Annotated in this window: 16 protein-coding genes; 13 read left to right on the plus strand and 3 right to left on the minus strand. The window is 68.5% G+C overall.

Translation table 11 applies throughout. The annotated features are described in order from the left end of the window. Positions 1-235 precede the first annotated feature (235 nt). Positions 236-1,435, plus strand: coding sequence for an acyltransferase family protein (locus tag ACUTAG_RS10460; RefSeq protein WP_223203251.1), 1,200 nt, complete (start codon positions 236-238; stop codon positions 1,433-1,435). Here the strand turns inward: ACUTAG_RS10460 and ACUTAG_RS10465 are convergent. Continuing rightward, positions 1,416-1,811 carry a helix-turn-helix domain-containing protein gene (locus ACUTAG_RS10465; RefSeq protein ID WP_080564226.1) on the minus strand — a complete coding sequence of 132 codons (396 nt, stop codon included), beginning with the start codon at positions 1,809-1,811 and terminating at the stop codon, positions 1,416-1,418. The two genes, ACUTAG_RS10460 and ACUTAG_RS10465, sit on opposite strands and share 20 nt — an antisense overlap. A 680-nt stretch (positions 1,812-2,491) precedes the next feature. Between ACUTAG_RS10465 and ACUTAG_RS10470 the strand changes: the two genes are divergently transcribed. Both ACUTAG_RS10470 and kch read left to right on the plus strand, forming a co-directional pair. Then, positions 2,492-3,307, plus strand: coding sequence for a winged helix-turn-helix domain-containing protein (locus tag ACUTAG_RS10470; protein WP_148317215.1), 816 nt, complete (start codon positions 2,492-2,494; stop codon positions 3,305-3,307). Positions 3,308-3,746: 439 nt separating this feature from the next. Next, positions 3,747-4,937: a voltage-gated potassium channel protein gene (gene kch, locus ACUTAG_RS10475; RefSeq protein WP_370445606.1), complete on the plus strand. Its 1,191-nt coding sequence runs from the start codon at positions 3,747-3,749 to the stop codon at positions 4,935-4,937. 148 nt (positions 4,938-5,085) lie between these two features. Here the strand turns inward: kch and ACUTAG_RS10480 are convergent, their stop codons facing one another. Then, a complete protein-coding gene (locus ACUTAG_RS10480) occupies positions 5,086-6,666 on the minus strand; it encodes an EAL domain-containing protein (RefSeq protein ID WP_316242797.1) in 1,581 nt (526 codons plus the stop codon). 143 nt (positions 6,667-6,809) lie between these two features. Here ACUTAG_RS10480 and ACUTAG_RS10485 point away from each other — a divergent pair, with 143 nt between their 5' ends. The 3 genes from ACUTAG_RS10485 (at position 6,810) to ACUTAG_RS10495 (ending at position 10,755) form a co-directional block, all read left to right on the plus strand. Next, a complete protein-coding gene (locus ACUTAG_RS10485) occupies positions 6,810-7,322 on the plus strand; it encodes a sigma-70 family RNA polymerase sigma factor (RefSeq protein ID WP_148317217.1) in 513 nt (170 codons plus the stop codon). Further along, complete coding sequence (locus ACUTAG_RS10490; RefSeq protein ID WP_148317219.1) at positions 7,319-8,266, plus strand: FecR family protein; 948 nt, start codon at positions 7,319-7,321, stop codon at positions 8,264-8,266. The genes ACUTAG_RS10485 and ACUTAG_RS10490 overlap by 4 nt, the downstream gene beginning before the upstream one ends. A 110-nt stretch (positions 8,267-8,376) precedes the next feature. Next, positions 8,377-10,755 (plus strand): TonB-dependent siderophore receptor, encoded by a 2,379-nt coding sequence (locus ACUTAG_RS10495; protein WP_187378277.1) that lies wholly within the window; start codon positions 8,377-8,379, stop codon positions 10,753-10,755. Between the two features lie 3 nt (positions 10,756-10,758). On the opposite strand, the gene ACUTAG_RS10500 is transcribed toward ACUTAG_RS10495, so the two are convergent. Then, positions 10,759-11,361 (minus strand): TetR/AcrR family transcriptional regulator, encoded by a 603-nt coding sequence (locus ACUTAG_RS10500; protein ID WP_026384786.1) that lies wholly within the window; start codon positions 11,359-11,361, stop codon positions 10,759-10,761. 236 nt (positions 11,362-11,597) lie between these two features. Between ACUTAG_RS10500 and ACUTAG_RS10505 the strand changes: the two genes are divergently transcribed. Genes ACUTAG_RS10505 through phbB form a run of 7 tightly spaced genes read left to right on the plus strand, consistent with a single transcriptional unit; the run spans position 11,598 to position 20,843 of the window. Then, positions 11,598-13,118 carry a PHA/PHB synthase family protein gene (locus tag ACUTAG_RS10505; RefSeq protein ID WP_148317221.1) on the plus strand — a complete coding sequence of 507 codons (1,521 nt, stop codon included), beginning with the start codon at positions 11,598-11,600 and terminating at the stop codon, positions 13,116-13,118. Between the two features lie 2 nt (positions 13,119-13,120). Then, positions 13,121-14,629 (plus strand): efflux transporter outer membrane subunit, encoded by a 1,509-nt coding sequence (locus tag ACUTAG_RS10510; protein ID WP_054499211.1) that lies wholly within the window; start codon positions 13,121-13,123, stop codon positions 14,627-14,629. Further along, on the plus strand, positions 14,626-15,693 hold the full coding sequence (locus ACUTAG_RS10515) for an HlyD family secretion protein (RefSeq protein WP_006385833.1): 1,068 nt from the start codon (positions 14,626-14,628) through the stop codon (positions 15,691-15,693). The genes ACUTAG_RS10510 and ACUTAG_RS10515 overlap by 4 nt, the downstream gene beginning before the upstream one ends. Beyond that, complete coding sequence (rbbA, locus tag ACUTAG_RS10520) at positions 15,693-18,446, plus strand: ribosome-associated ATPase/putative transporter RbbA (protein WP_148317223.1); 2,754 nt, start codon at positions 15,693-15,695, stop codon at positions 18,444-18,446. Before ACUTAG_RS10515 ends, rbbA begins: the two co-directional genes overlap by 1 nt. 3 nt (positions 18,447-18,449) lie before the next feature. Beyond that, positions 18,450-19,577, plus strand: coding sequence for an ABC transporter permease (locus ACUTAG_RS10525; protein ID WP_024070454.1), 1,128 nt, complete (start codon positions 18,450-18,452; stop codon positions 19,575-19,577). Positions 19,578-19,624: 47 nt separating this feature from the next. Beyond that, positions 19,625-20,107, plus strand: a complete 483-nt coding sequence (locus ACUTAG_RS10530) for a hypothetical protein (protein ID WP_006385830.1) — start codon at positions 19,625-19,627, stop codon at positions 20,105-20,107. After that, on the plus strand, positions 20,097-20,843 hold the full coding sequence (gene phbB, locus ACUTAG_RS10535; RefSeq protein ID WP_054517162.1) for an acetoacetyl-CoA reductase: 747 nt from the start codon (positions 20,097-20,099) through the stop codon (positions 20,841-20,843). Before ACUTAG_RS10530 ends, phbB begins: the two co-directional genes overlap by 11 nt. The last annotated feature ends 25 nt before the right edge of the window (positions 20,844-20,868 follow it).

Genomic DNA, 20,868 nt, shown 5'->3' on the forward strand with positions numbered 1-20,868 from the left:
ACTGTAACCGCCATGAGGCCAGCACGTCCCGTGCCTCCGCCCGACAGCCGAAGCCTAAAGCTGCACCCGCTCATCGCGCGCGCTACATCGCGCGCAGGGGGCCTGCATCGAATGCCGCATGGCGGGGCGCCGTCGCCACGCGCAGAATCGACTGACACTTCCCGACAGGCCGGGCGCGGATCGGCGCCCGGCCGCGGCAGCCATAACAACAATTTCCGGAGACACGGCGATGGGCATGTTGAGAACCTTGCTGGCGCTGTCCGTCGTGCTCGACCACCTGGGCGGCGGCGCCACCGACTGGCTGGTGGGCGGGCGCCTTGCCGTACAGCTTTTCTACGTGATCTCGGGCTTCCTGATTTCCTATGTGCTGACCGCCACCGACCACTATCGGGGCGCGCCGGGCAGGTTCTATGCCAATCGCGCCTTGCGCCTGTATCCCGTCTATCTGGCCGTGGCCGCGCTGACGCTGCTGGCGTACCTTGCAGGCGGTGGCGAGGCGTTCTGGCGCGTCTACGAAGACCTGCCGCTGTCCGCCGAACTGTTCCTGGCGGTGTCGAACCTGGTGATCCTGGGCCAGGACTGGCTCATGTTCTTCGGTATCGAACAGGGTGGCCTGGCCTTTACCGGCAGTTTTGCCCACAGCGAAGTGCCGCTGTACCAGGGATTGCTGGTGCCGCAGGCGTGGACGCTGGGCGTGGAAATGAGTTTCTACCTGGTCGCGCCTTTCGTGCTGCACTCGCCGCGCCGCTTGCTGGTGCTGCTGGTGGCCTCGCTGGCGCTGCGCGCGGCGCTGATCGCCAGCGGCATCGGCCTGGGCGATCCCTGGACCTACCGTTTCTTCCCGACCGAATTGGCGTTGTTCCTGCTGGGTTCGCTATCTCACCAGGTGCTGCTGCCACGCTGGCAGGCCTGGAGCCGGCGCGTTGCGCGGCTGCCGGAACTGGGCACGGCGTTGCTGTTGCTGTATGCGCTGGCCCATTTTTCCATTGGCCTCCCGCCCACCTTGCGCGATGGCATCGCGGTGTTGCTGTTCGCTGCGCTGCTGCCGCTGGCCTTCCTGTTCCAGTCACGGCACCGGCTCGACAAGGCGATCGGCGAACTGAGCTATCCGATCTACATCTGCCACGCGCTGGTCATCCTGTTCTTCGGCTGGCTGCTCGACGGCACCCAGGCGCGGCAGCCGGCGATGTTCATGGCGCTGGTGGTGGCCGGCTGCATCGGCTTGGCCGCGTTGCTCAACAGTCTCATCGCCGAGCCGGTGGAACGCCTGCGGCGGCGTCTGCGCGTGGACGCGCCGCTCGCAGGCGTGGGATCGGCGCCGCGCACCGTCAACCCGACCGGCGTGGCGCGCGGCGCGGCGCCTCTGGACAGGGCGCCCGTCCGGCACGCCGCGTCCGCCGGCGGCACGGTAGGGACTATTCGCCGCGCGCCTTGATGTAGGCGGCCAGCACCTGCTCGATCTGGCGCTTTTCCTGCAGGCTCAGGCGCGCATAGGTGGCGTACGACACCGTTTCGAACGGCCAGGGCGGCTGTTCAGGCGCGTCACCGGCGCCGGCGACGGACGTGGCATGGCCAGGATTGAGCATCGGCCCTTCGCCGGTGCTGAGCCACATGGGATTGACCCGCAGCGCGCGGGTCAGCTTGATGAGTGCATCGCTGGAAGGCTGCAGGCGCTGGCCGCTTTCGTAATTGCCGATAGCGCTTTGCGACAGGTTGCTCGCGACCGCCAAGTCCTTTTGTGTCCATCCCTGAAGCATTCTTGCGTTGCGCAGACGATGGCTAAACGTGTCCAATCGATCAACCTGAGACATTAATATGAATTTATTTATTTGATTAAAACATCTCAATACTGCCGCCAAATAAACGGATTGCACCCCAATTCCGTGGCTAATCCGTAAATCGCGGCGCCCTCCTCCCGGCCCCGTGCGGGCCCCTGCCCCGCCACCGCGAACCTGACCCGCGGCGATGCAAAAAACCCCTTTCTATCATCGGCTTGCAGTCGGCACGGCGCCATCCCGACGATACCTGCCGCGCGCGGACGCGCGACGTTGGCGCGGGGTTAACGCCGGCCCGAGTTTATGGTTTTTCGGCGTGTGAAAATAGAAAATAATGTATCGGTAATACTTAATATCTTCAGGTCTCAACCACGCAAAACAAACAGCGTTCCAAGCGCCACGCGGAAATATGCCTCGCGTCAATTGTTACCACCAGAAACTACAGAAACGTATCTTCACAAAAAAACACGCCCGTGTTTAAATGAAACACGGGCGTGACTTCCATGCGGAATCGGATCATCGGCGGCCTGGGCGCAACGCGCTCGAGCCAGGCGCCGCCCCGGACCCCGACCGCGGCCTCAACCTGCCGCGGCCCACACGCTGGGCACCAGCCCAGACCTTCGCCCGCCACCAGACAACACCGCCAGATGCCGCCACATCATGGCGCAGCAAAGGGAGAGGGGCATGACACGCAACGCAGGCGCGGACGGGCATCCATGAACAACACACTGGATGTCATTTTTCTGGCCCAGGACGACGCCAGGCACGGCCGGCTGGTCCAAGCGCTGTCCCATCTCGGATTCAGCGTCCGTCGCTGCCACGACCTGGCCGACGTCTACGACCGCTATTCCCGCCGCGCCTGCCCGCTGATCATCCTGGAAGCGCCGCTGCCCGATATCCACAACGCCGCCGTACGGTTGCGCGCCATCGACCGCAGCCTGGGCATCGTCGCCATCGCGCCCTTCGGCGCCGAGGAAAACCGCATTCGCACCTTGCTCTGTGGCGCCGACGCGTGCCTGCCGCCGGAGGTCACCGGCCTGGAGCTGGCGGCGGTGCTGCAGGCGCTGGTGCGCCGCGCGGTGGGCCTGGACCTGTCCGAACCGGTGGCCGAGCCGCCCCCCGACGACCCCCTGCAGGAAACCTGGCGCCTGGCCAACAAGGGCTGGACCCTCATCAGTCCCGCCGGGCGTACCCTCGGGCTGACCACGGGCGAGCGTGATTTCCTGACCCGCCTGGTGAAGGCGCCCGACCGCAAGGTCAGCCGCGACGCGTTCTATCCCGACGGCGCCGAAGACGCCGACGGCGCCATCACGCGGCGCCGCTTCGTAGACGTCATGATCAGCCGGCTGCGGCGCAAGGCGACAGCCAATCACATGACCTTGCCGATCCGCGCGGTGCATGGCTGGGGCTATATGTTCGCGGCGGATATCGCGCTGGAACTGGATCCGCGGGAAGGAGGAGAGGAGAGTCGTCCGGACGGACAGGAGGCCTGGCGCCGCGACACCGCGGATGCGGGCGCGCCATCTTACTGATACGCTGGCGCCAGGAGCCTGGCGATGGGCGAAAAAAACGCGGCGCTGCCCCGAAGGTAAGACGCCGCGCTAAAACAACACGTGAGCCTGGAGTCATCAGCCGGCACTGATGCCTTCTACCTAGATCACGCGATTCCAACATTCGTGCCTCATACTACTCACGCACGGACTGGCCGTGAGCCCGGTTGGGGTCTCTAGTCCCCACCCAAGCTGCAGCGTGATAACGCCCGGGGATTTCGTCCGCCCTGGCAGCTGGCGGGCTTGTCGCCCGTATCAGCGGCGTTCCTCTCGGATAGCCGCGTGATGAAGGCAGTTTAGGACGTCGGGCGCAATTCAAGTAATTCTTTGTTGATAGCCTTCTATACATATTGGATATAGCAAGCCCCCGGCGGGCGCCTATAGAATGCAGGCAAAGGATGCCCCTGCCATGCCCAATCCCCTGACCGGCCTCGCGCGCCGCCTGCGCCGTGTGATCTCCCTTGTGCCGCCCAACTGGTGTCTCGCCATCCTGGTGGCCCTGGACGGGTATGCCTTCATGCATCCGGTGCTGCGCGAAGTGCGGACGCGCGAGTATTCGTTCTGGCTGGCGCTGGACAACTGGCGGGACGTGATGCAGGTGGTCGGCCTGCTGGAGATCCCGCGGCTGGTGCTGGGGGTGGGGCTGCAGATCATCGCCCTTGGCCTGATCCTGAAGGCGCGCATCGCCTGGGCCTTCTCGCTGGTGCTGCTGATCGGCATCGGCACCTTCGCCATCCTGGGCGACAGCGGCCGCGCCGGACTCGGCATCTATACGCTGGTGCTGGTGGTGGCGCTGGTCGCCTATTGGCGCCGCTTCGATCGCGCCAGCGTCACTGCCGGCTCGCTGTTCGCGCTGGTCAGCATGGTGTCGCTGCTGATCTATGCGGTGTTCGGCACGCTGTACCTGGGCGAGGAATTCAATCCGCCCATCAAGGACGCGGCGACCGCCCTGTACTTTTCCATCGTCTCGATGTCGACGGTGGGCTATGGCGACATCACGCCGCACAGCAACGCGGCGCGGCTGTTCACCGCGTCGATTATCATTCTCGGCATCACCGTCTTCGCCACCTCCATCAGCGCGATCGCCGGCCCGGTGATCGGCGGCAACCTGAAACGGCTGGTCAAGGGCCGGTTTTCCACCGCCATGAGAAAAAACCACATCATCATTGCCGGCGCCACGCCCCTGGCCATGAGCGTCTACGACGGCCTGCGGCGCCGCGGCGACGAGGTCACGGTCATCGTGCCTGCCGGCGCACCGCAGGAGTATCCGGCCGCCACCGACCTGATCGAAGGCGATGCCTCCAGCGTCGAGGTGCTGCGCAGCGCGGGCGTGACCCGCGCGCGCTATGTGCTGGCGCTGCGCGAGGACGACGCCGAGAACGCCTTCATCGTGCTGGCCGCCAAGGAAGCCGCCGGAGAACAGGGCGCCAGGACGGTGGCCCTGGTCAACACCAGCAAGCACCTGGAAAAAATCCGGCGAGTGCAGCCCGACCTGGTGTTCTCGGTGCAATTGCTCGGCGCCGAACTGCTGACGCGCGCCATCAACGGCGAGCCGCTGGACAGCCAATCGATCACCGACCTCTTCTTCGCCAAGGCGGCGCCACAACGCTAGCCGCAACGATAGACATTGCCGGACAGCGTGGTGGCGCGGGCCTGCTGTTCACGACGCTGGCTTCGGCTTGCGCCTGTGGCGGGGAGGCACTGGAACGCGCCCGCCGCGACGCAAATGCCGCGCCCGGACGTCCCGGACCGCGCGCTGCTCAACTCCGCGCCGCCGGCACCGGTGGCTCGGCCGCTTTGTCGGCATACCAGCGCACGAAGTCGGCCGACCGCATGGGCCGCGCGAACAGGTAGCCCTGGATGAATGCCACGCCGCGCTCGGTCAGGTAAGTGAATTGTCCAGGGGTTTCCACTCCCTCGGCCACGACCGCCAGGCCCAGGCGGTGCGATAGCGTGATGATCACGTCCAGCACCGGCGCTTCCTCACCGTTGTCCTGGATGGCCTGCACGAAGCCCTTGTCGATCTTGAGATAGTCGACCGGGAACATCTGCAGGTACGACAGCGAACAATGTCCCGTGCCGAAATCGTCGATCGCGACGAAAACGCCCTGCGCGCGCAGCGCGTCGATATTGCGGCGGGCCTGGCCATTGTCGGAGATCAGGCTGCGTTCGGTGATTTCCAGCACCATCAAGGACGGCCGGATCGCGCCGCGAAAGGCCTGGATGTCCGCGACCAGCGCGGGACTCGACAGATGTTCGGGCGCCACGTTCACGGCGATATGGAAATCGGGCGGCGTGTTCCAGGCCTGCATGTCGCGCTGGATCAGCTTGAGCAAGTGTTGCGTGAGCGGCACGATCATGTTTTCGGCCTCGGCCGCCGCGATGAAGATGTCGGGCCGCACCGGCCCCACGCCCGGCCGGGTCCAGCGCATCAAGGCCTCGGCGCCTTCGCAGCGACCGGTGGCCTTGCCGTAGACCGGCTGGTATTCGACGTGCAGCTCATCGGCGTCCATGGCGCGGCGCAATTGCTCCTTGAACGACTGCCGGTTCACTTGCAGGCGGTAGGCGCCGAAGGCCAGCAACGCCCCGCACAGCATCGCCACGGGCAGATAGGTGACCAGCAGCTGCTGCCAGGCGCGCACCACGGTTTCGGACGGCGCCATCACCCTGATGACCAGGTCGCCGCGGCCGGCAACCGCCTCGGTCGACTCAAACAGGCTCTCGGCCGCCGCCGTGCCCCAGGCATCGTTGCGGATGGGCGCGCCCCGGCCCAGCGTCACTTCGAGCTGGTAGGCCCCCAGCGACGACACCGCGTTGAGCAGGTCCTGCACGTAGCGGCCGTCGACCACCACCACGCCGCCGCGGCCGTCCTCGCCCGCCATGCCCAGCAGCAAGGCCGGGCGGTCGGGCGCCAGGGGCGTGCCGGACACGCTGACGAACCACTGCGTCGGCGGCGTGCCGACCGGCCAGCGGTGGAACGCGCCAGTCTCGTAGTCCACCTCGCCCAAGGCCGACGAGCAATAGATGTGCTCGCGCTTGACCAGCAACAACGAGCGGAAATACGGATTGAGCGTGCCCCAGCGGTACAGGTCGGGACGCGCCGTCTGGCAGGACTGCGCGGACAGGGCCGTGACCCGCGGCAGGATGTCGAGGGCGCGAGCCATGATCTGGCCGGTCTGCACTCGCACGATCCGGCCCGCCGTGGCGGCTTCGGCGCGCTCGGTGCTCAGCGCGTGCAGCCAGGTCCAGCCGATGCAACCGAGCACCGGCAGCACCAGGGCCAGTGCCACCGGGAAATAGCGCCAGGACGGCACGCGGACCGTCATTCCTGAGGTGGGCACATCTTCCTCGCAGCGTCAGTCATGGGGGTGTCGCAAGGATACAGGGAGGCGCGGCCCCGCGTGCGCGGGCACGCCGCAATGGTCCGGATCGACGTTTTTCCCATATACTGAATGATACTTATTCCTATCGATTAGTACGTCCCATGGGAAAGCCGTCCGCCTTCTCCGCTCTCGCTTCCCTGTACGTGGGCTATCGTCCCTGGCTGGTGGACCGGCTGCGCTTCCGGCTACGCAACCACGCCGACGCCGAGGACCTCGCCTCAGAGACCTTCCTGCAGGTGGCGACGGGCCGCGACCCGGCCCAGATCGCCGAGCCCAAGGCCTATCTGTCCACCATCGCGCGGCGCCTGCTGTTCCATTTCTGGCGGCGGCGCGAACTGGAGCAGGCCTATCTGCAATGGCTGGCGCTGCATGCCGGCGACAGCGCGCCTTCCCCGGAATCACAGGCCCTGGCCATGGAGCTACTGTTGCGCGTGGACACCCTGCTGGCCGGCCTGCCGCAGGCCGTGCGCGCGGTGTTCCTGTACAGCCAGCTGGATGGCCTGGGCTACGCCGAAATCGGCCAGCGCATGGGCCTGTCGGTGCGCACGGTGCAACGCCATTTCGCCCTGGCGCTGGAACGCTGCCTGAAGGCGCAGCGCGAGGACCGCGCATGACGCCCGACATCGATCGCCAGGCGGTGCAATGGATGGTGCGGCTCTGTTCGGGCTCCGCCACCGCGGACGACCAGTCCCGCTTCAGGCAATGGTGCGAAGCGGCGCCGGCCCATGCGCGGGCTTGGCAGGCGCTGCAGACCAGCGTCGGCGCGCCGCTGCAGGCATTGCGGGCCGCCGGCATGCCGTGCGCCGACGGCTCGCCGCTGCGCGATCTGCTGGCGCGCGGCCCCTCCCGACGCCAGTTCCTCGGCAAGACCCTGGCGCTGGCCGGGGTGGGCGTCGGCAGCGCGTGGCTCGGCCGCCATCTGTGGCTGGCGCGCGCGGACGTCAGCACCGGCACGGCGCAACGCCTGTCGATCGCGCTGGAAGACGGCAGCCGGCTGGACCTGGACGCGCGCACCGCGGTGCGGCTGGAATTCACGGATGCCATGCGGCGGGTGCGCCTGCTGCACGGCGCGCTGGTCGCGGCCGTCACCCCGGATACCCGGCGGCCGTTCGGCGTCACGACCGAGGATGGCACCGCCTGGACCCATGGCGCCGAATACATGGTGCGCAAGGGAACCGGGCACAGTCTGGCGGCTGTGCTGCTACGCGAAGCCCGCATCGACAGCCGCTCGGGCCAGCAAATGGACCTGGGACAGGGACGGGCGGCACGCTATGGCGCGGACGGCATCCAGGCCCTGGAGGCGGAGTCGGCCACCGCCCTGGCCGCCTGGCGCCAGGGACGGCTCGACGTGCTGGACGCGCCGCTGGCCGTCGTGGCGGATGCGCTGCGCCCCTACATGCCCGGCGCGCTGCATCTGTCCGAGCGCGCCGCCGCGCTGCGGGTCCAGGGGGTATTCCCGCTCGACCATCCCGACCAGGCCTGGGCCGCGCTCGCCGCCACCCTGCCGCTCACCGTCACGCGTTACGGGGGCTGGCTGACCTGGGTGGACGCGGCCTGACACGACAGCCGCCACACAACATCTGCTTACACATTGCTTGTCCGGTTTTCCGGCGTGGCGACACCTCCGGGTGAATTACCCCCCTTTTCCCTCCCCGGAGACCCACCGCCATGCCCCGCCCGTCCCGCGCCAGCCTGCTCTTCCTGGCCGCGCTGATTGCCCCCGTCGCCGTCGCCCAACCCGCGCGCCTCGCCTACGACCTGCCCGCCGCATCGCTGGCCGTCACCCTGAACCGCATCGCAATCCAGAACAACCGCGTCCTGTCGGTGGACCCCACCATGACGCGCGGCCTGGAGGCGCCCGCGCTGCGCGGCAGCTACACACTGGACGAGGCGCTCAGACAAGCGACGGCCGGTTCCGGACTCGAAGCGGTGGCACTGCCGGGCGGCGCGCTCACACTCAGGCGCAACACGCAGTCGGTGCCCACGCTGGCGCCGATCGATGTCACCGGCAACAGCGAAAGCGCCTGGGGACCGGTACAGGGTTACCTGGCGCGCCGCAGCGCCACCGCGACCAAGACCGACACGCCCATCATCGAGACGCCACAGTCGATCTCGGTGATCACGGCGGACCGCTACAACACGCTGGGCGCCACCAACATCAAGGACGCCCTGGCCTACACGCCTGGCGTATCCACCACGACCTATGGCTCGGACTCGCGCTACGACTGGGTCTCGCTGCGCGGCTTCGACGCCTACACGCCGGGCTTCTATCTCGACGGGCTACCGCTGCGCAATAACGGCAACTGGGGCATCTGGCAGACCGAGAACTATGGCGCCGAGCGCATCGAACTGCTGCGCGGACCGGCCTCGGTGCTGTTCGGGCAGACCGGTCCTGGCGGCCTGATCAACGTGGTCAGCAAGCGTCCGCAGGAAGAGCCGCAGCACGAACTGCAGGCACAGGTGGGCGACCACCAGCGCCGCCGCATCGCCGCGGACTTCACCGGGCCGGTGGATGAAGACGGCAAGTGGCTGTACCGCTTCGTCGGCATGGGCCTGGATGCCGAGTTGCCGACCCATGGCATCGACAATGACCGGCTGTACCTGGCGCCGTCGCTGACCTGGCGGCCGTCGGCGGACACCACGCTGACGTTGCTGACGCAATACGCCACCAAGCGAGGCGGCACGTACACGCGGGCCCGACCGGCCGAAGGGTCGCTGGTGCCGACGCCGGCAGGCACGCGCATCCCGACCTCGCTGTTCGTCGGCGAGCCCGGCTACGACCATTTCAACCAGACCCAGTGGATGGCGGGCTACGAGCTGGAACACCGCGTCAGCGACGCGCTGACGCTGCGCCAGAACCTGCGCTACGGCCATCTCGACCTCGATTACTCCGCGGTGCAGGCCAACGGCTACGCCAGTGTCAACGACGACGTCACCGATCCCGCCAACTACCAGGTACTGCGGCGTTCGGTGTTCGGCAGCCGCGAACACATCGCAAGCTTCAACGTCGACAATCAGGCCCAGACCGATGTGCGGCTGGGCGACTGGCACCATCGCATCCTGGTGGGCGTGGACTACCAACGTCACCGCATCGACCAGGTCAGCTTCAGCGGGGGCTCGGCGCCGCCCCTGAGCATCCACGACCCGCAATACCGCCAGGGCCCGATCACGCGCGCCACGCCCTGGATGGATGCCGATCTGACGCTGACGCAGACGGGGCTGTACGTGCAGGACCAGATCAAGTGGAACGAGCGCTGGGTCGCCACGCTGGGCGGGCGCTACGACAGCGCCGACAACACGGTGCGCGACCGCCAGGACGGCAGCACCACCCGCATCAGCAGCCACAAGTTCACCAGCCGCGCCGGCCTGGTCTATGTGGATCCGACCGGCTGGGCGCCCTACGTCAGCTACGGCGAGTCGTTCGTACCCACCGCCACCGTGGACTCGTCGCAACGCACACCGTTCAAGCCCGAGACCAGTCGCCAGTACGAGGTCGGCCTGCGCTACCAACCGCCCGGCACCCAGGACAGCTATAGCGTGGCGGCGTTCGATTTACGGCGTCGCAACTACATCACCTACGACGCGGACTCCATTCCCAGGCAGACCGGAGAGGTCACGGTGCGCGGCGTGGAGTTCGAGGCCACGCTACAACCGATCCCGCGCATGAACGTGATTGCCTCGTATTCGTGGACGCCCAAGGCGGCCATCACGGCCAGCAGCAATCCGGACGAGGTCGGCAAGCAGGCCACCGCCGTGCCGTTGAACCGCGCGTCGCTGTGGGTCGATTACCGCTTCGACTCGCACATCAAAGTCGGCGCGGGCGCGCGCTTCACCGGCGCCAACTATGGCGATGGCAGCATCGCCCCCAAGCAAGTGCCCTCGTTCGTGCTGTTCGACGCCATGATCGGCTACGACATCGGTCGCTGGAGCTTGGCGCTGAACGCGCGCAACCTGACCAACAAGACGTACATCGCCAACTGCGGCTACGGCAATTGCTATTACGGCGATCCGCGCACGGTCGTCGCCACCGCCGGTTATCGCTGGTGACGGCTACAGCAGGTCGCAGATCAGCGCCACGTGCGCTTCGCGCCGCTGCGGCAGGTTCAGGCGCTCGTCCGGGCCCAGCAGGATCGCCATGAAGATGGCGTGGACCACCGGCGACAGCAGCAGCCAGGGATGCCGCAGCGCGGCGCCATCGCCGCACAGGCCGCGCGCGCGGGCCAGCTCCAGCAGTTGGGCGATGTCGGCCTGGTGCGCGTCGGCGGTCTGTTCGCGCCAGCGCCGCGCCAGGTGCGGCACCCGCAGGCTTTCGGCCAGCAGCAGGCGCATGGCGCTGATCATGGCGGGATTGGCCAGGCTGGCATAGAGATGGTTGACGAGGCGTTCGGCCAGGTGGCGCGGCGTGGCCGAGCCCTCTACCAGGGCGCGGGCGTCGAGCCGCGGTGGGCAAAGGTAGCGCGCCAGCAGCGCCTCGAAGACTTCCTCCTTGCTGGCGAAATGCGCGTACAGGCCGCCTTTGGACAGACCGGCGCGCAAGGCGATGTCATCCATCCGGGCGCCGGTGTAGCCGGCGGCCGAGAACTCCTGCAGCGCGGCATCGAGGATCTGCCCGACGCGCACGGTAGGAGGGAGACGCTGACGTTGCGAACTCATCACTCCTGCTCCCATTGCGGATTGGCGGGCAGCGCCGCCGCCCGCCAACAGCACCATTAAAAACCGACCAGTCAGTCGCTAACTTGATTCTGATCAAGGATTGATCACCTCCGCGGCGGCACAATGCTTTCAAGACGTTTGAGTCGGATTGGTCCGACACCGAGCCACAAGCCCGGATGCGCGACGATCCGGCCTCGCGAGCGGCATTCCCGCCGCCCGCGCGCCCTGGAGCCATCATGCCGAAACGGAACCCGCCAGCCCCTCCGCAGACCGCGCTGCGCGCGGGCCGGTTCGATGACGACGCCTGGTGCCAATGGCCCTATGCCCTGTGGAGCCAAGGCTTCCAGCAGGCCCAGCGCAACTGGGACGCCTGCGTCCGCGCCCTGCCGCTGGCGGATCGCCACCAGCGCGACCTGGCCGCGTTCATGGTGCGCCAATGGCTGGAGTGGTGGGCCCCGGACAACAACCCATGCGCCAATCCGCTGGTGCTGCGCCAGACCTTGCGGGAAGGCGGCGCCAATCTGTTGCGCGGCGCGCAGGCCGCCTGGGAAGACGGGCTGCGCCAGCTGGGCGGCCTGCCGCCGGCCGGCGCCGAACAGTTCCGTCCCGGCCACGAGGTGGCGGTCACGCCCGGCAAGGTCGTGCTGCGCAATCCGCTGGCCGAACTGATCCAGTACCGGCCCGCGACCCGCCAGGTGCGGCCCGAGCCGATCTTCATCGTGCCGGCCTGGATCATGAAGTACTACGTGCTGGATCTGTCGCCGCACAACTCGCTGATCCGCTATCTCGTCGGCCAGGGCTATACGGTGTTCTGCGTGTCGTGGAAAAACCCCACGGCCGCCGACCGCGACCTGGGGCTGGACGATTACCTGCGCCTGGGTGTGCGCGAGCCGTTGCAAGCGATCGCGGCGATCGTGCCCGGCGCGGCGGTGCACGCGGCGGGATACTGCCTGGGCGGCACGCTGCTGGCCATGGCCGCCAGCGCCATGGCGCGCGACGGCGACTCGCGGCTGGCCAGCCTGAGCCTGCTGGCGGCGCAAACCGACTTCAGCGAGCCCGGCGAGCTGGGCCTGTTCATCGACGCGTTCCAGGTCGCCCTGATGGAGGCCGAGATGGCGGCGCTGGGCTATTTCCCGGCGCGGCAGATGAGCGGCGCGTTCCAGTTGCTGCGCGCGCAGCAGCTGGTGTGGTCGCGCATGACCTCGGAATACCTGCTGGGCCAGCGCCGCCCCATGAACGACCTGCAGGCCTGGAACGCCGACGCCACCCGCATGCCGGCGCGCATGCACGGCCAATACCTGCGCCACCTGTACCTGGACAACGACCTGGCCACCGGCCGCTACGCCGTGGACGGCCGCCCGGTGCGGCTGCAGGACCTGCGCCTGCCGACCTTCTGTGTCGGCACCGAGACCGATCATGTGGCGCCATGGCGTTCGGTCTACAAGCTGCACGAACTGTCGCCGGCCGCGCTGACCTTCGTGCTGACCAGCGGCGGTCACAACGCCGGCATCGTCAGCGAACCGGGCCATCCGCGGCGGCGCTTTCGCAGCCTGCTGCGCGCGGCGGGTCAGCCGGCGCTGGCCCCGGACGCCTGGCTGGCGGCGGCCACGCCGCACGACGGTTCCTGGTGGCCGCACTGGCGCGCCTGGCTGGACGGGCTGTCCGGCAAGCCGGCCAGCCCCCCCGCGATGGGCGCCGCGCGCAAGGGCTACCCCGCGCTGGGCGACGCGCCCGGCACCTATGTGATGGAGCAATGAGCATGACCCGCCGTCCCCTTGCGCGATGGCGCGCCGCCCGGCTGGCGCCGGCCGCCCTGGCCGTACTGCTGGCGCAAGGCTGCGTGTCGATGGCGCCGCAATACGTCCGGCCCACGGCGCCAGTGGCGGCCGTCTATCCCGGCCAGGCCGCCGCGCCCGACGCCTCGCTGCCAAGCGCGGCGCGGGTCGACTGGCGCGGCTACTTCACCGATCCCGTGCTGCAAGGCCTGATCGGCGACGCCCTGGCGCACAACCGCGACCTGCGCACGGCGCTGTTGCGGGTCGAGGAAGCGCGGGCCCTCTACGGCATCCAGCGCGCCGACCAGTTCCCCACGATCGGCGCGCAGGCGGACGGCAGCCGCGGCCGCACGCCCGGCGACCTGAACCTCACCGGCCAGCCGCAGGTGGCCAGCCAGTACCAGGTCGGCGTGGGCATGGCGGCCTGGGAACTGGACTTCTGGGGCCGCGTGCGCAGCCTCAAGGACGCCGCGCTGGAGAACTACCTGGCCTCGGACGCCGCCGCCGAAGCCGCCACGCTGAGCCTGATCGCGCAAGTGGCCGACAGCTACCTGACGCTGCGCGAACTGGATGAGCGGCTGGCGCTGACGCGCGCAACCATCGCCTCGCGCGAGGAGTCGCTGCGCATCTTCCGCCGGCGCTATGAGGTGGGCTCGATCTCGAAGCTGGACCTGACCCAGGTCGAGACGCTCTGGCAACAGGCGCGCGCGCTTGGCGCCGACCTGGAACAGGCCCGCGCCACGCAGGCCCATGCGCTGGAACTGCTGACCGGCCAGCCGCTGGCGCAGCCGCTGCCGCGCGCCGGCCTGGACGACGACAGCGTCATGCGCGACCTGCCGGCCGGGCTGCCGTCGGACCTGCTGACCAATCGGCCCGACATCGTCGCCGCCGAACACCAGCTGCGTGCCGCCAACGCCAACATCGGCGCGGCGCGCGCCGCCTTCTTTCCGCGCATCACGCTGACGGGCGCGTTCGGCAGCGCCAGCGCCGAACTGGACGGCCTGTTCGGCGGCGGCAGCCGCGCCTGGAATTTCGCGCCCAGCATCAACCTGCCGATCTTCGACGCGGGACGCCGCGGCGCCAACCTCGACCTGGCCGAGGTGCGGCGCGACCAGGCCGTGGCCAGCTATGAGCGCGCCATCCAGGGCGCCTTCAAGGATGTCGCGGACGCCCTGTCGGCGCGCCGCTGGCTGGCCGAACAAGTGCAGGTATTGCGCGCCACCGTGGACGCGCAAAGCGAACGCGCGCGGCTGGCCAAGCTGCGCTACGACCACGGCGCCTCGCCCTATCTGGAGGTACTGGACGCGCAACGCGACCTCTTGGCCGCCCAGCAGACGCTGGTGCAGACCCGCCGCGCGCTGCTGTCGGCCCGTGTCGGCCTGTACGCCGCGCTGGGCGGGGGCACGCAGGCGCGCGCCGCGCCGCCCGCCCCACCCGGAGCCCAGCCCGCCCGCGCCGCTCCCGCGCCGCTCAACACAGGATCCGCATCATGAAGCTGTCCACCCGAAAACTGATTCCCCTGCTCGCGATCGTGGCCGTGGCGGCCGCCGGCTACTACGGCTGGCGCATGCTGTCCGACACCGGCCCGGGCGCGGGCTTCGTCAGCGGCAACGGCCGCATCGAAGCCACCGAGGTCGACGTCGCCACCAAGCTGGCCGGGCGGGTGCAGGACGTGCTGGTGGCCGAAGGCGATTTCGTCAGCGCCGGCCAGCCGCTGGCCCGCATGCAGATCGACACGCTGCAGGCGCAGCGCGAGGAAGCCCGCGCCCAGCACCAGCAGGCCGTCAACAATGCCGCCAGCGCCGGCGCGCAGGTGGCGCAACGCGAAAGCGACAAGCTGGCCGCCGAGGCCGTGGTGGTGCAGCGCGAAAGCGAGCTGGACGCGGCGCGCCGCCGCCTGGCGCGTTCCGAGACGCTGTCGCGCGAAGGCGCCTCGTCGATCCAGGAGCTGGACGACGACCGCGCCCGGGTGCGCAGCGCGCAGGCCGCCGTCAACGCCGGGCGCGCCCAGGTCAAGGCGGCACAGGCCGCCATCGACGCCGCCAAGGCCGCCCAGGTTGGCGCCCAGTCCGCGGTCAACGCCGCGCTGGCCACCATCGCCCGCATCGAGGCCGACATCGCCGACAGCGAACTGCGCGCCCCGCGCGACGGCCGCGTGCAGTACCGCGTGGCGCAGGCCGGCGAAGTGCTGGGCGCGGGCGGCAAGGTGCTGAACATGGTCGACCTGGCCGATGTCTACATGACCTTCTTCCTGCCGGAGCAGGCGGCCGGCCGCGTCGCCCTGGGCCAGGACGTGCGCATCGTGCTGGACGCGGCGCCGCAGTATGTGATTCCGGCCAAGGTGTCGTTCGTGGCCAGCACCGCGCAATTCACGCCCAAGACCGTCGAGACGGCCACCGAGCGCCAGAAGCTGATGTTCCGCGTCAAGGCGCAGATCGCGCCCGAGCTGCTGCGCCAGCATCTGCGCCAGGTCAAGACCGGCCTGCCGGGCGTGGCCTGGCTGAAGCTGGACGCCGACGCGCAATGGCCCGCCAACCTTGAAGTCAAGGTGCCGTGATGACCGCGACCACGACGGCCTCCCCCGCCCCGGTGGTCAAGCTGTCGGGGGTGTCGCTGCGCTACGGCAGGACGCTGGCGCTGGATGGCATCACGCTCGACATTGCCGCCGGCCGCATGATCGGCCTGATCGGGCCGGACGGCGTGGGCAAGTCCAGCCTGCTGGCGCTGATCGCCGGATCGCGCGCGGTGCAGGAGGGCACGGTCGAGGTGCTGGGCGGCGACATGGCCAGCAAGCGCCACCGTGACGACGTCTGCCCGCGCATCGCCTACATGCCGCAGGGCCTGGGCAAGAATCTCTACCCCACCCTGTCGGTGGAAGAGAACCTGCAATTCTTCGGCCGCCTGTTCGGCCATGGCGAGGCCGAGCGCCGCCGCCGCATCGACAGCCTGACCCGCAGCACCGGCATGGCATCGTTCCTGTCGCGCCCGGCGGGCAAGCTGTCCGGCGGCATGAAGCAGAAGCTGGGCCTGTGCTGCGCGCTGATCCACGATCCCGACCTGCTGATCCTGGACGAGCCCACCACCGGCGTCGACCCGCTGGCGCGGGCGCAGTTCTGGGACCTGATCAACCAGATCCGGCGCGAGCGCCCGGGCATGAGCGTGATCGTCGCCACCGCCTACATGGACGAGGCCCAGCGTTTCGACTGGCTCATCGCCATGGACGAAGGCCGCGTGCTGGCTACCGGCACCCCTGACGAACTGCGCCAGCGCACCGGCACCGGCTCGCTGGAAGCCGCCTTCATCGCGCTGCTGCCCGAGGAAAAGCGGCGCGGCCACCAACCCGTCGAGATCACGCCGCTGGCGCTGGACGAAGACGCCACCATCGCCATCGAGGCGCGCGACCTGACCATGCGCTTCGGCGACTTCGTCGCGGTGGACCATGTCAATTTCCGCATCCGCAAGGGCGAGATCTTCGGCTTTCTCGGATCCAACGGCTGCGGCAAGTCGACCACCATGAAGATGCTGACGGGCCTGCTGCCGGCCAGCGAAGGCAAGGCCTGGCTGTTCGGCGCCGAAGTCGACCCGCGCAACATCGACACGCGCCGCCGCGTCGGCTACATGTCGCAGGCGTTTTCGCTCTATGGCGAACTGACCGTGCGGCAGAACCTGGTGCTGCACGCGCGGCTGTTCCATGTGCCCGAGGCCGACATCCCCGGCCGCGTCGCCGAGATGGCGGCGCGCTTCGGCCTGGGCGATGCGCTGGAGGAACTGCCCGAGAACCTGCCGATGGGCGTGCGCCAGCGCCTGTCGCTGGCGGTGGCCATGGTGCACAAGCCCGAACTGCTGATCCTGGATGAGCCGACCTCGGGCGTGGACCCGGTGGCGCGCGACAACTTCTGGCGCCTGCTGATCGCGCTGGCGCGGCAGGACCAGGTCACCATCTTCATCTCGACGCACTTCATGAACGAGGCGCAGCGCTGCGACCGCATGTCGCTGATGCACGCGGGCAAGGTGCTGGTGAGCGCCTCGCCCGACGAGATCACCCGGATGCGCGGCGCCAAGACGCTGGAGGAAGCCTTCATCGCCTACCTGGTCGATGCGGGCGCGGGCACGGCACCCGACGCGGCGCGGGATGTTGAGCAGGCGCCTGTCGCGCAGCCGCCGGTAGCCGCGCACGAGCCGCGCGCCTTCAGCATGCAGCGCATGTTCAGCTACATGTGGCGCGAGGCGCTGGAGCTGCGCCGCGACCCAGTGCGCGCCACCCTGGCGCTGGCCGGTTCGCTGCTGCTGATGTTCGTGATGGGCTTTGGCATCAGCCTGGACGTGGAAGACCTGCGCTACGCGGTCATGGACCGCGACCAGACCACGCTGAGCCAGAACTACAGCCTGAACCTGGCGGGCTCGCGCTACTTCATCGAGCAGCCGCCGATCAGCAGCTACCAGGACATGGACGCGCGCATGCGCAGCGGCGAGCTGTCGCTGGCGATCGAGATTCCGCAGGGGTTCGCGCGCGACGCCGAGCGCGGCCGCAACGCGCAGGTCGGCGTCTGGATCGACGGCGCCATGCCGCAGCGCGCCGAGACCATCCGCGGCTACGTGCTCGGCATGCACCAGGGCTGGCTGCAGCAGCAGGCGCGCGAACGGCTGGGCGCCGCCGCCACGCAGGCGGTCGGCATCGAGACGCGCTTTCGCTACAACCCCGACGTGCGCAGCCTGCCGGCCATGGTGCCGGCCGTGATCCCGCTGTTGCTGCTGATGATGCCGGCCATGCTGACCGCGCTGGCGGTGGTGCGCGAGAAGGAGCTGGGCTCGATCATCAATCTGTACGTCACGCCGGTGACGCGGCTGGAATTCCTGCTGGGCAAGCAGGCGCCCTATGTGGCGCTGGCGATGCTGAACTTCCTGTTGATGACGCTGCTGGCGGTGACGCTGTTCGGCGTGCCGATCACCGGCAGCTTCACCACGCTGCTGGCGGCCGCGCTGATCTACAACGTGGTGGCCACCGCCATCGGCCTGCTGGCCTCGACCTTCACCCGCAGCCAGATCGCGGCGCTGTTCTTCACCATGATCGGCACGCTGGTGCCGGCGGTGCAGTTCGCCGGCCTGCTCAATCCGGTGTCCTCGCTGGAAGGCGCCGGCAAGCTGATCGGCCAGGTCTACCCCGCCACCCACATGCTCACGATCAGCCGCGGCGTGTTCAGCAAGGCGCTGGATTTCTCCAACCTGCAGGGTTCGTTCTGGCCGCTGCTGATCGCCATTCCGGTGATCCTGGGCGCCTCGGCGCTGCTTCTGAAAAAGCAGGAGACCTGAACCATGCCGCGACATGCCGCCAATATCTTCCGCCTGGGCGTCAAGGAACTGTGGAGCCTGGCGCGCGACCCGATGATGCTGGTGCTGATCTTCGTGTCGTTCACGCTGATGATCTACACGGCCGCGACCGCCGTGCCCGAGTCGCTGCACAACGCGGCCATCGCGGTGGTGGACGAGGACGTCTCGCCGCTGTCCGCCCGCATCACCTCGGCGTTCTACCCGCCGCACTTCACCCGGCCGGCGATGGTCACGTCGGCCGAGGCCGACGCCGGCATGGACGCCGGACGCTACACCTTCGTGGTCAACGTGCCGCCGAACTTCCAGCGCGACGTGCTGGCCGGCAGGCCGGCCGAGATCCAGCTGAACGTGGACGCCACCCGCATGAGCCAGGCGTTCACCGGCAGCAGCTACATCCAGCAGATCATCACCGACGAGATCAACGAATTCGTCAAACGCTACCGCAAGCCGACCGAGCTGCCGGTGGACCTGGCGGTGCGCATGCGCTTCAACCCCAACCTGACGCAGGCCTGGTTCGGCAGCCTGATGGAGATCATCAACAACGTCACGATGCTGTCCATCATCCTGACGGGCGCGGCGCTGATCCGCGAGCGCGAGCACGGCACCATCGAGCACCTGCTGGTCATGCCTGTAACACCGACCGAGATCATGCTGGCGAAAGTCTGGTCCATGGGGCTGGTGGTCCTGGTGTCGGCTGGGCTATCGTTGACATTCGTCGTGCGTGGCCTGCTGCACGTGCCGGTCGAGGGATCGGTGGCGTTGTTCCTGGCCGGGGTGGCGCTGCACCTGTTCGCGACCACCTCCATGGGCATCTTCATGGCCACCCTGGCGCGCAGCATGCCGCAGTTCGGCATGCTGCTGGTCCTGGTGCTGCTGCCGCTGCAGATGCTGTCCGGCGGCACCACGCCGCGCGAAAGCATGCCGGACTTCGTGCAGAACATCATGCTGGCCGCCCCCACCACCCATTTCGTGGAACTCGGCCAGGCGATTCTCTTTCGCGGCGCCGGCCTGGGCGTCGTATGGCAACCGTTCCTGGCGCTGGCGCTGATCGGCAGCGTCCTGTTCGCCTTCTCGTTGACCCGTTTCCGCAAGACCCTCAGCCAGATGGCGTGAGGCCTGTGCATTCGTTGCCCCTTACCACTCTCTTAAAAGGACGCATCATGAAGAAGACCACCGGGAAGACCACCGCTTCCACGCCCCAGGACCTCGCCGGCGCCAACGCCGCCTACTGCCAGCGCCTGGCTGAACTGGCGCGTGAAAGCCAGCAGCGCTGGCTGCAGCTGGGCCAGCGCCTGGCCAGCGACGGCACCGGCCAGTACCTGTCGACGCTGGCGCCGCTCAAGCTCGACGGCAACTGGCAGAACATCGCCCCCGCGCTGGGCGAGGTCACGCGCAAGCAATGGCAGTGCCAACTCGAAGCCAGCCAGGCCATCACCCATGCCGCGCTGGAAGACCAGGCGGCGCTGGCCGCCGGCGTCAGCGAGGCCGTCAGCGGCTGGCTGCGCAACGCCTCGGCGGCGGCCAGCGGCGGCCTGGCCGATTCGCCGCTGACGCGCATGTGGTCGTCGTATTGCGACCAGATGACCTCGGCCTGCTCGGCCATGCGCGAAGCGAGCCAGTTCGGAGCGCGCCATGGCGACTAAACGCACCGCGCTCGTCACCGGCGGCACCGGCTGCCTGGGGCGCGCCATTGCCCGGGCGCTGCTCGATGCCGGCCATGATGTCATCGTCACCTGCCATGCCAGCGAAGCGGCCACGCGCCAGTGGCTCGACCAGGAGGCGGCCGCCGGCCGCCGCTACGACATGGTCAAGGTCGACGTGGCCGACTACGACGCCTGCCAGGCGCTGGCGCGGCGCCTGGCCGACGACGGCCGCCAGATCGACATCCTGGTCAACAATGCCGGCATCACGCGCGACGCCAGCCTGCGCAAGATGAGCTACGAGAACTGGAACGACGTGCTGCGCAGCAACCTCGATTCGATATTCAACATGACGCAGCCCCTGTGCGGGCCGATGGCCGACCGCGGCTGGGGACGCATCGTCAACATCTCGTCGGTGAATGGCTCCAAGGGCGCCTTCGGGCAGACCAACTACGCCGCGTCCAAGGCCGGCATCCACGGCTTCACCAAATCGCTGGCGCTGGAACTGGCCAGGAAAGGCGTCACGGTCAACACGGTGTCGCCGGGCTACCTGGCCACGCGCATGGTCGAGGCCGTGCCGGAAGACGTGCTCAAGGAGAAGATCCTGCCGCAGATTCCGCTGGGCCGGCTGGGCCAGCCCGACGAAATCGCCGCGCTGGTGGCGTTCATCTGCAGCGATGCGGCGGCGTTCATGACGGGAAGCAATGTCGCCATGAACGGCGGACAGCACATGTATTGACGCGGATCGCGCGCTGCGGCGCCGC

The sequence above is a fragment of the Achromobacter sp. CSND-B12 genome (genome assembly GCF_052906545.1).

Coding starts and splice junctions, on each gene's coding strand:
- ACUTAG_RS10530 (WP_006385830.1), top strand. CDS start 19,625: ATGAAGAAGACCACCGGGAAGACCACCGCTTCCACGCCCCAGGACCTC.
- ACUTAG_RS10525 (WP_024070454.1), top strand. CDS start 18,450: ATGCCGCGACATGCCGCCAATATCTTCCGCCTGGGCGTCAAGGAACTG.
- ACUTAG_RS10515 (WP_006385833.1), top strand. CDS start 14,626: ATGAAGCTGTCCACCCGAAAACTGATTCCCCTGCTCGCGATCGTGGCC.
- ACUTAG_RS10505 (WP_148317221.1), top strand. CDS start 11,598: ATGCCGAAACGGAACCCGCCAGCCCCTCCGCAGACCGCGCTGCGCGCG.
- ACUTAG_RS10460 (WP_223203251.1), top strand. CDS start 236: ATGTTGAGAACCTTGCTGGCGCTGTCCGTCGTGCTCGACCACCTGGGC.
- ACUTAG_RS10490 (WP_148317219.1), top strand. CDS start 7,319: ATGACGCCCGACATCGATCGCCAGGCGGTGCAATGGATGGTGCGGCTC.
- rbbA (WP_148317223.1), top strand. CDS start 15,693: ATGACCGCGACCACGACGGCCTCCCCCGCCCCGGTGGTCAAGCTGTCG.
- phbB (WP_054517162.1), top strand. CDS start 20,097: ATGGCGACTAAACGCACCGCGCTCGTCACCGGCGGCACCGGCTGCCTG.
- ACUTAG_RS10500 (WP_026384786.1), bottom strand. CDS start 11,361: ATGAGTTCGCAACGTCAGCGTCTCCCTCCTACCGTGCGCGTCGGGCAG.
- ACUTAG_RS10465 (WP_080564226.1), bottom strand. CDS start 1,811: ATGTCTCAGGTTGATCGATTGGACACGTTTAGCCATCGTCTGCGCAAC.
- ACUTAG_RS10510 (WP_054499211.1), top strand. CDS start 13,121: ATGACCCGCCGTCCCCTTGCGCGATGGCGCGCCGCCCGGCTGGCGCCG.
- ACUTAG_RS10470 (WP_148317215.1), top strand. CDS start 2,492: ATGAACAACACACTGGATGTCATTTTTCTGGCCCAGGACGACGCCAGG.
- ACUTAG_RS10495 (WP_187378277.1), top strand. CDS start 8,377: ATGCCCCGCCCGTCCCGCGCCAGCCTGCTCTTCCTGGCCGCGCTGATT.
- ACUTAG_RS10485 (WP_148317217.1), top strand. CDS start 6,810: ATGGGAAAGCCGTCCGCCTTCTCCGCTCTCGCTTCCCTGTACGTGGGC.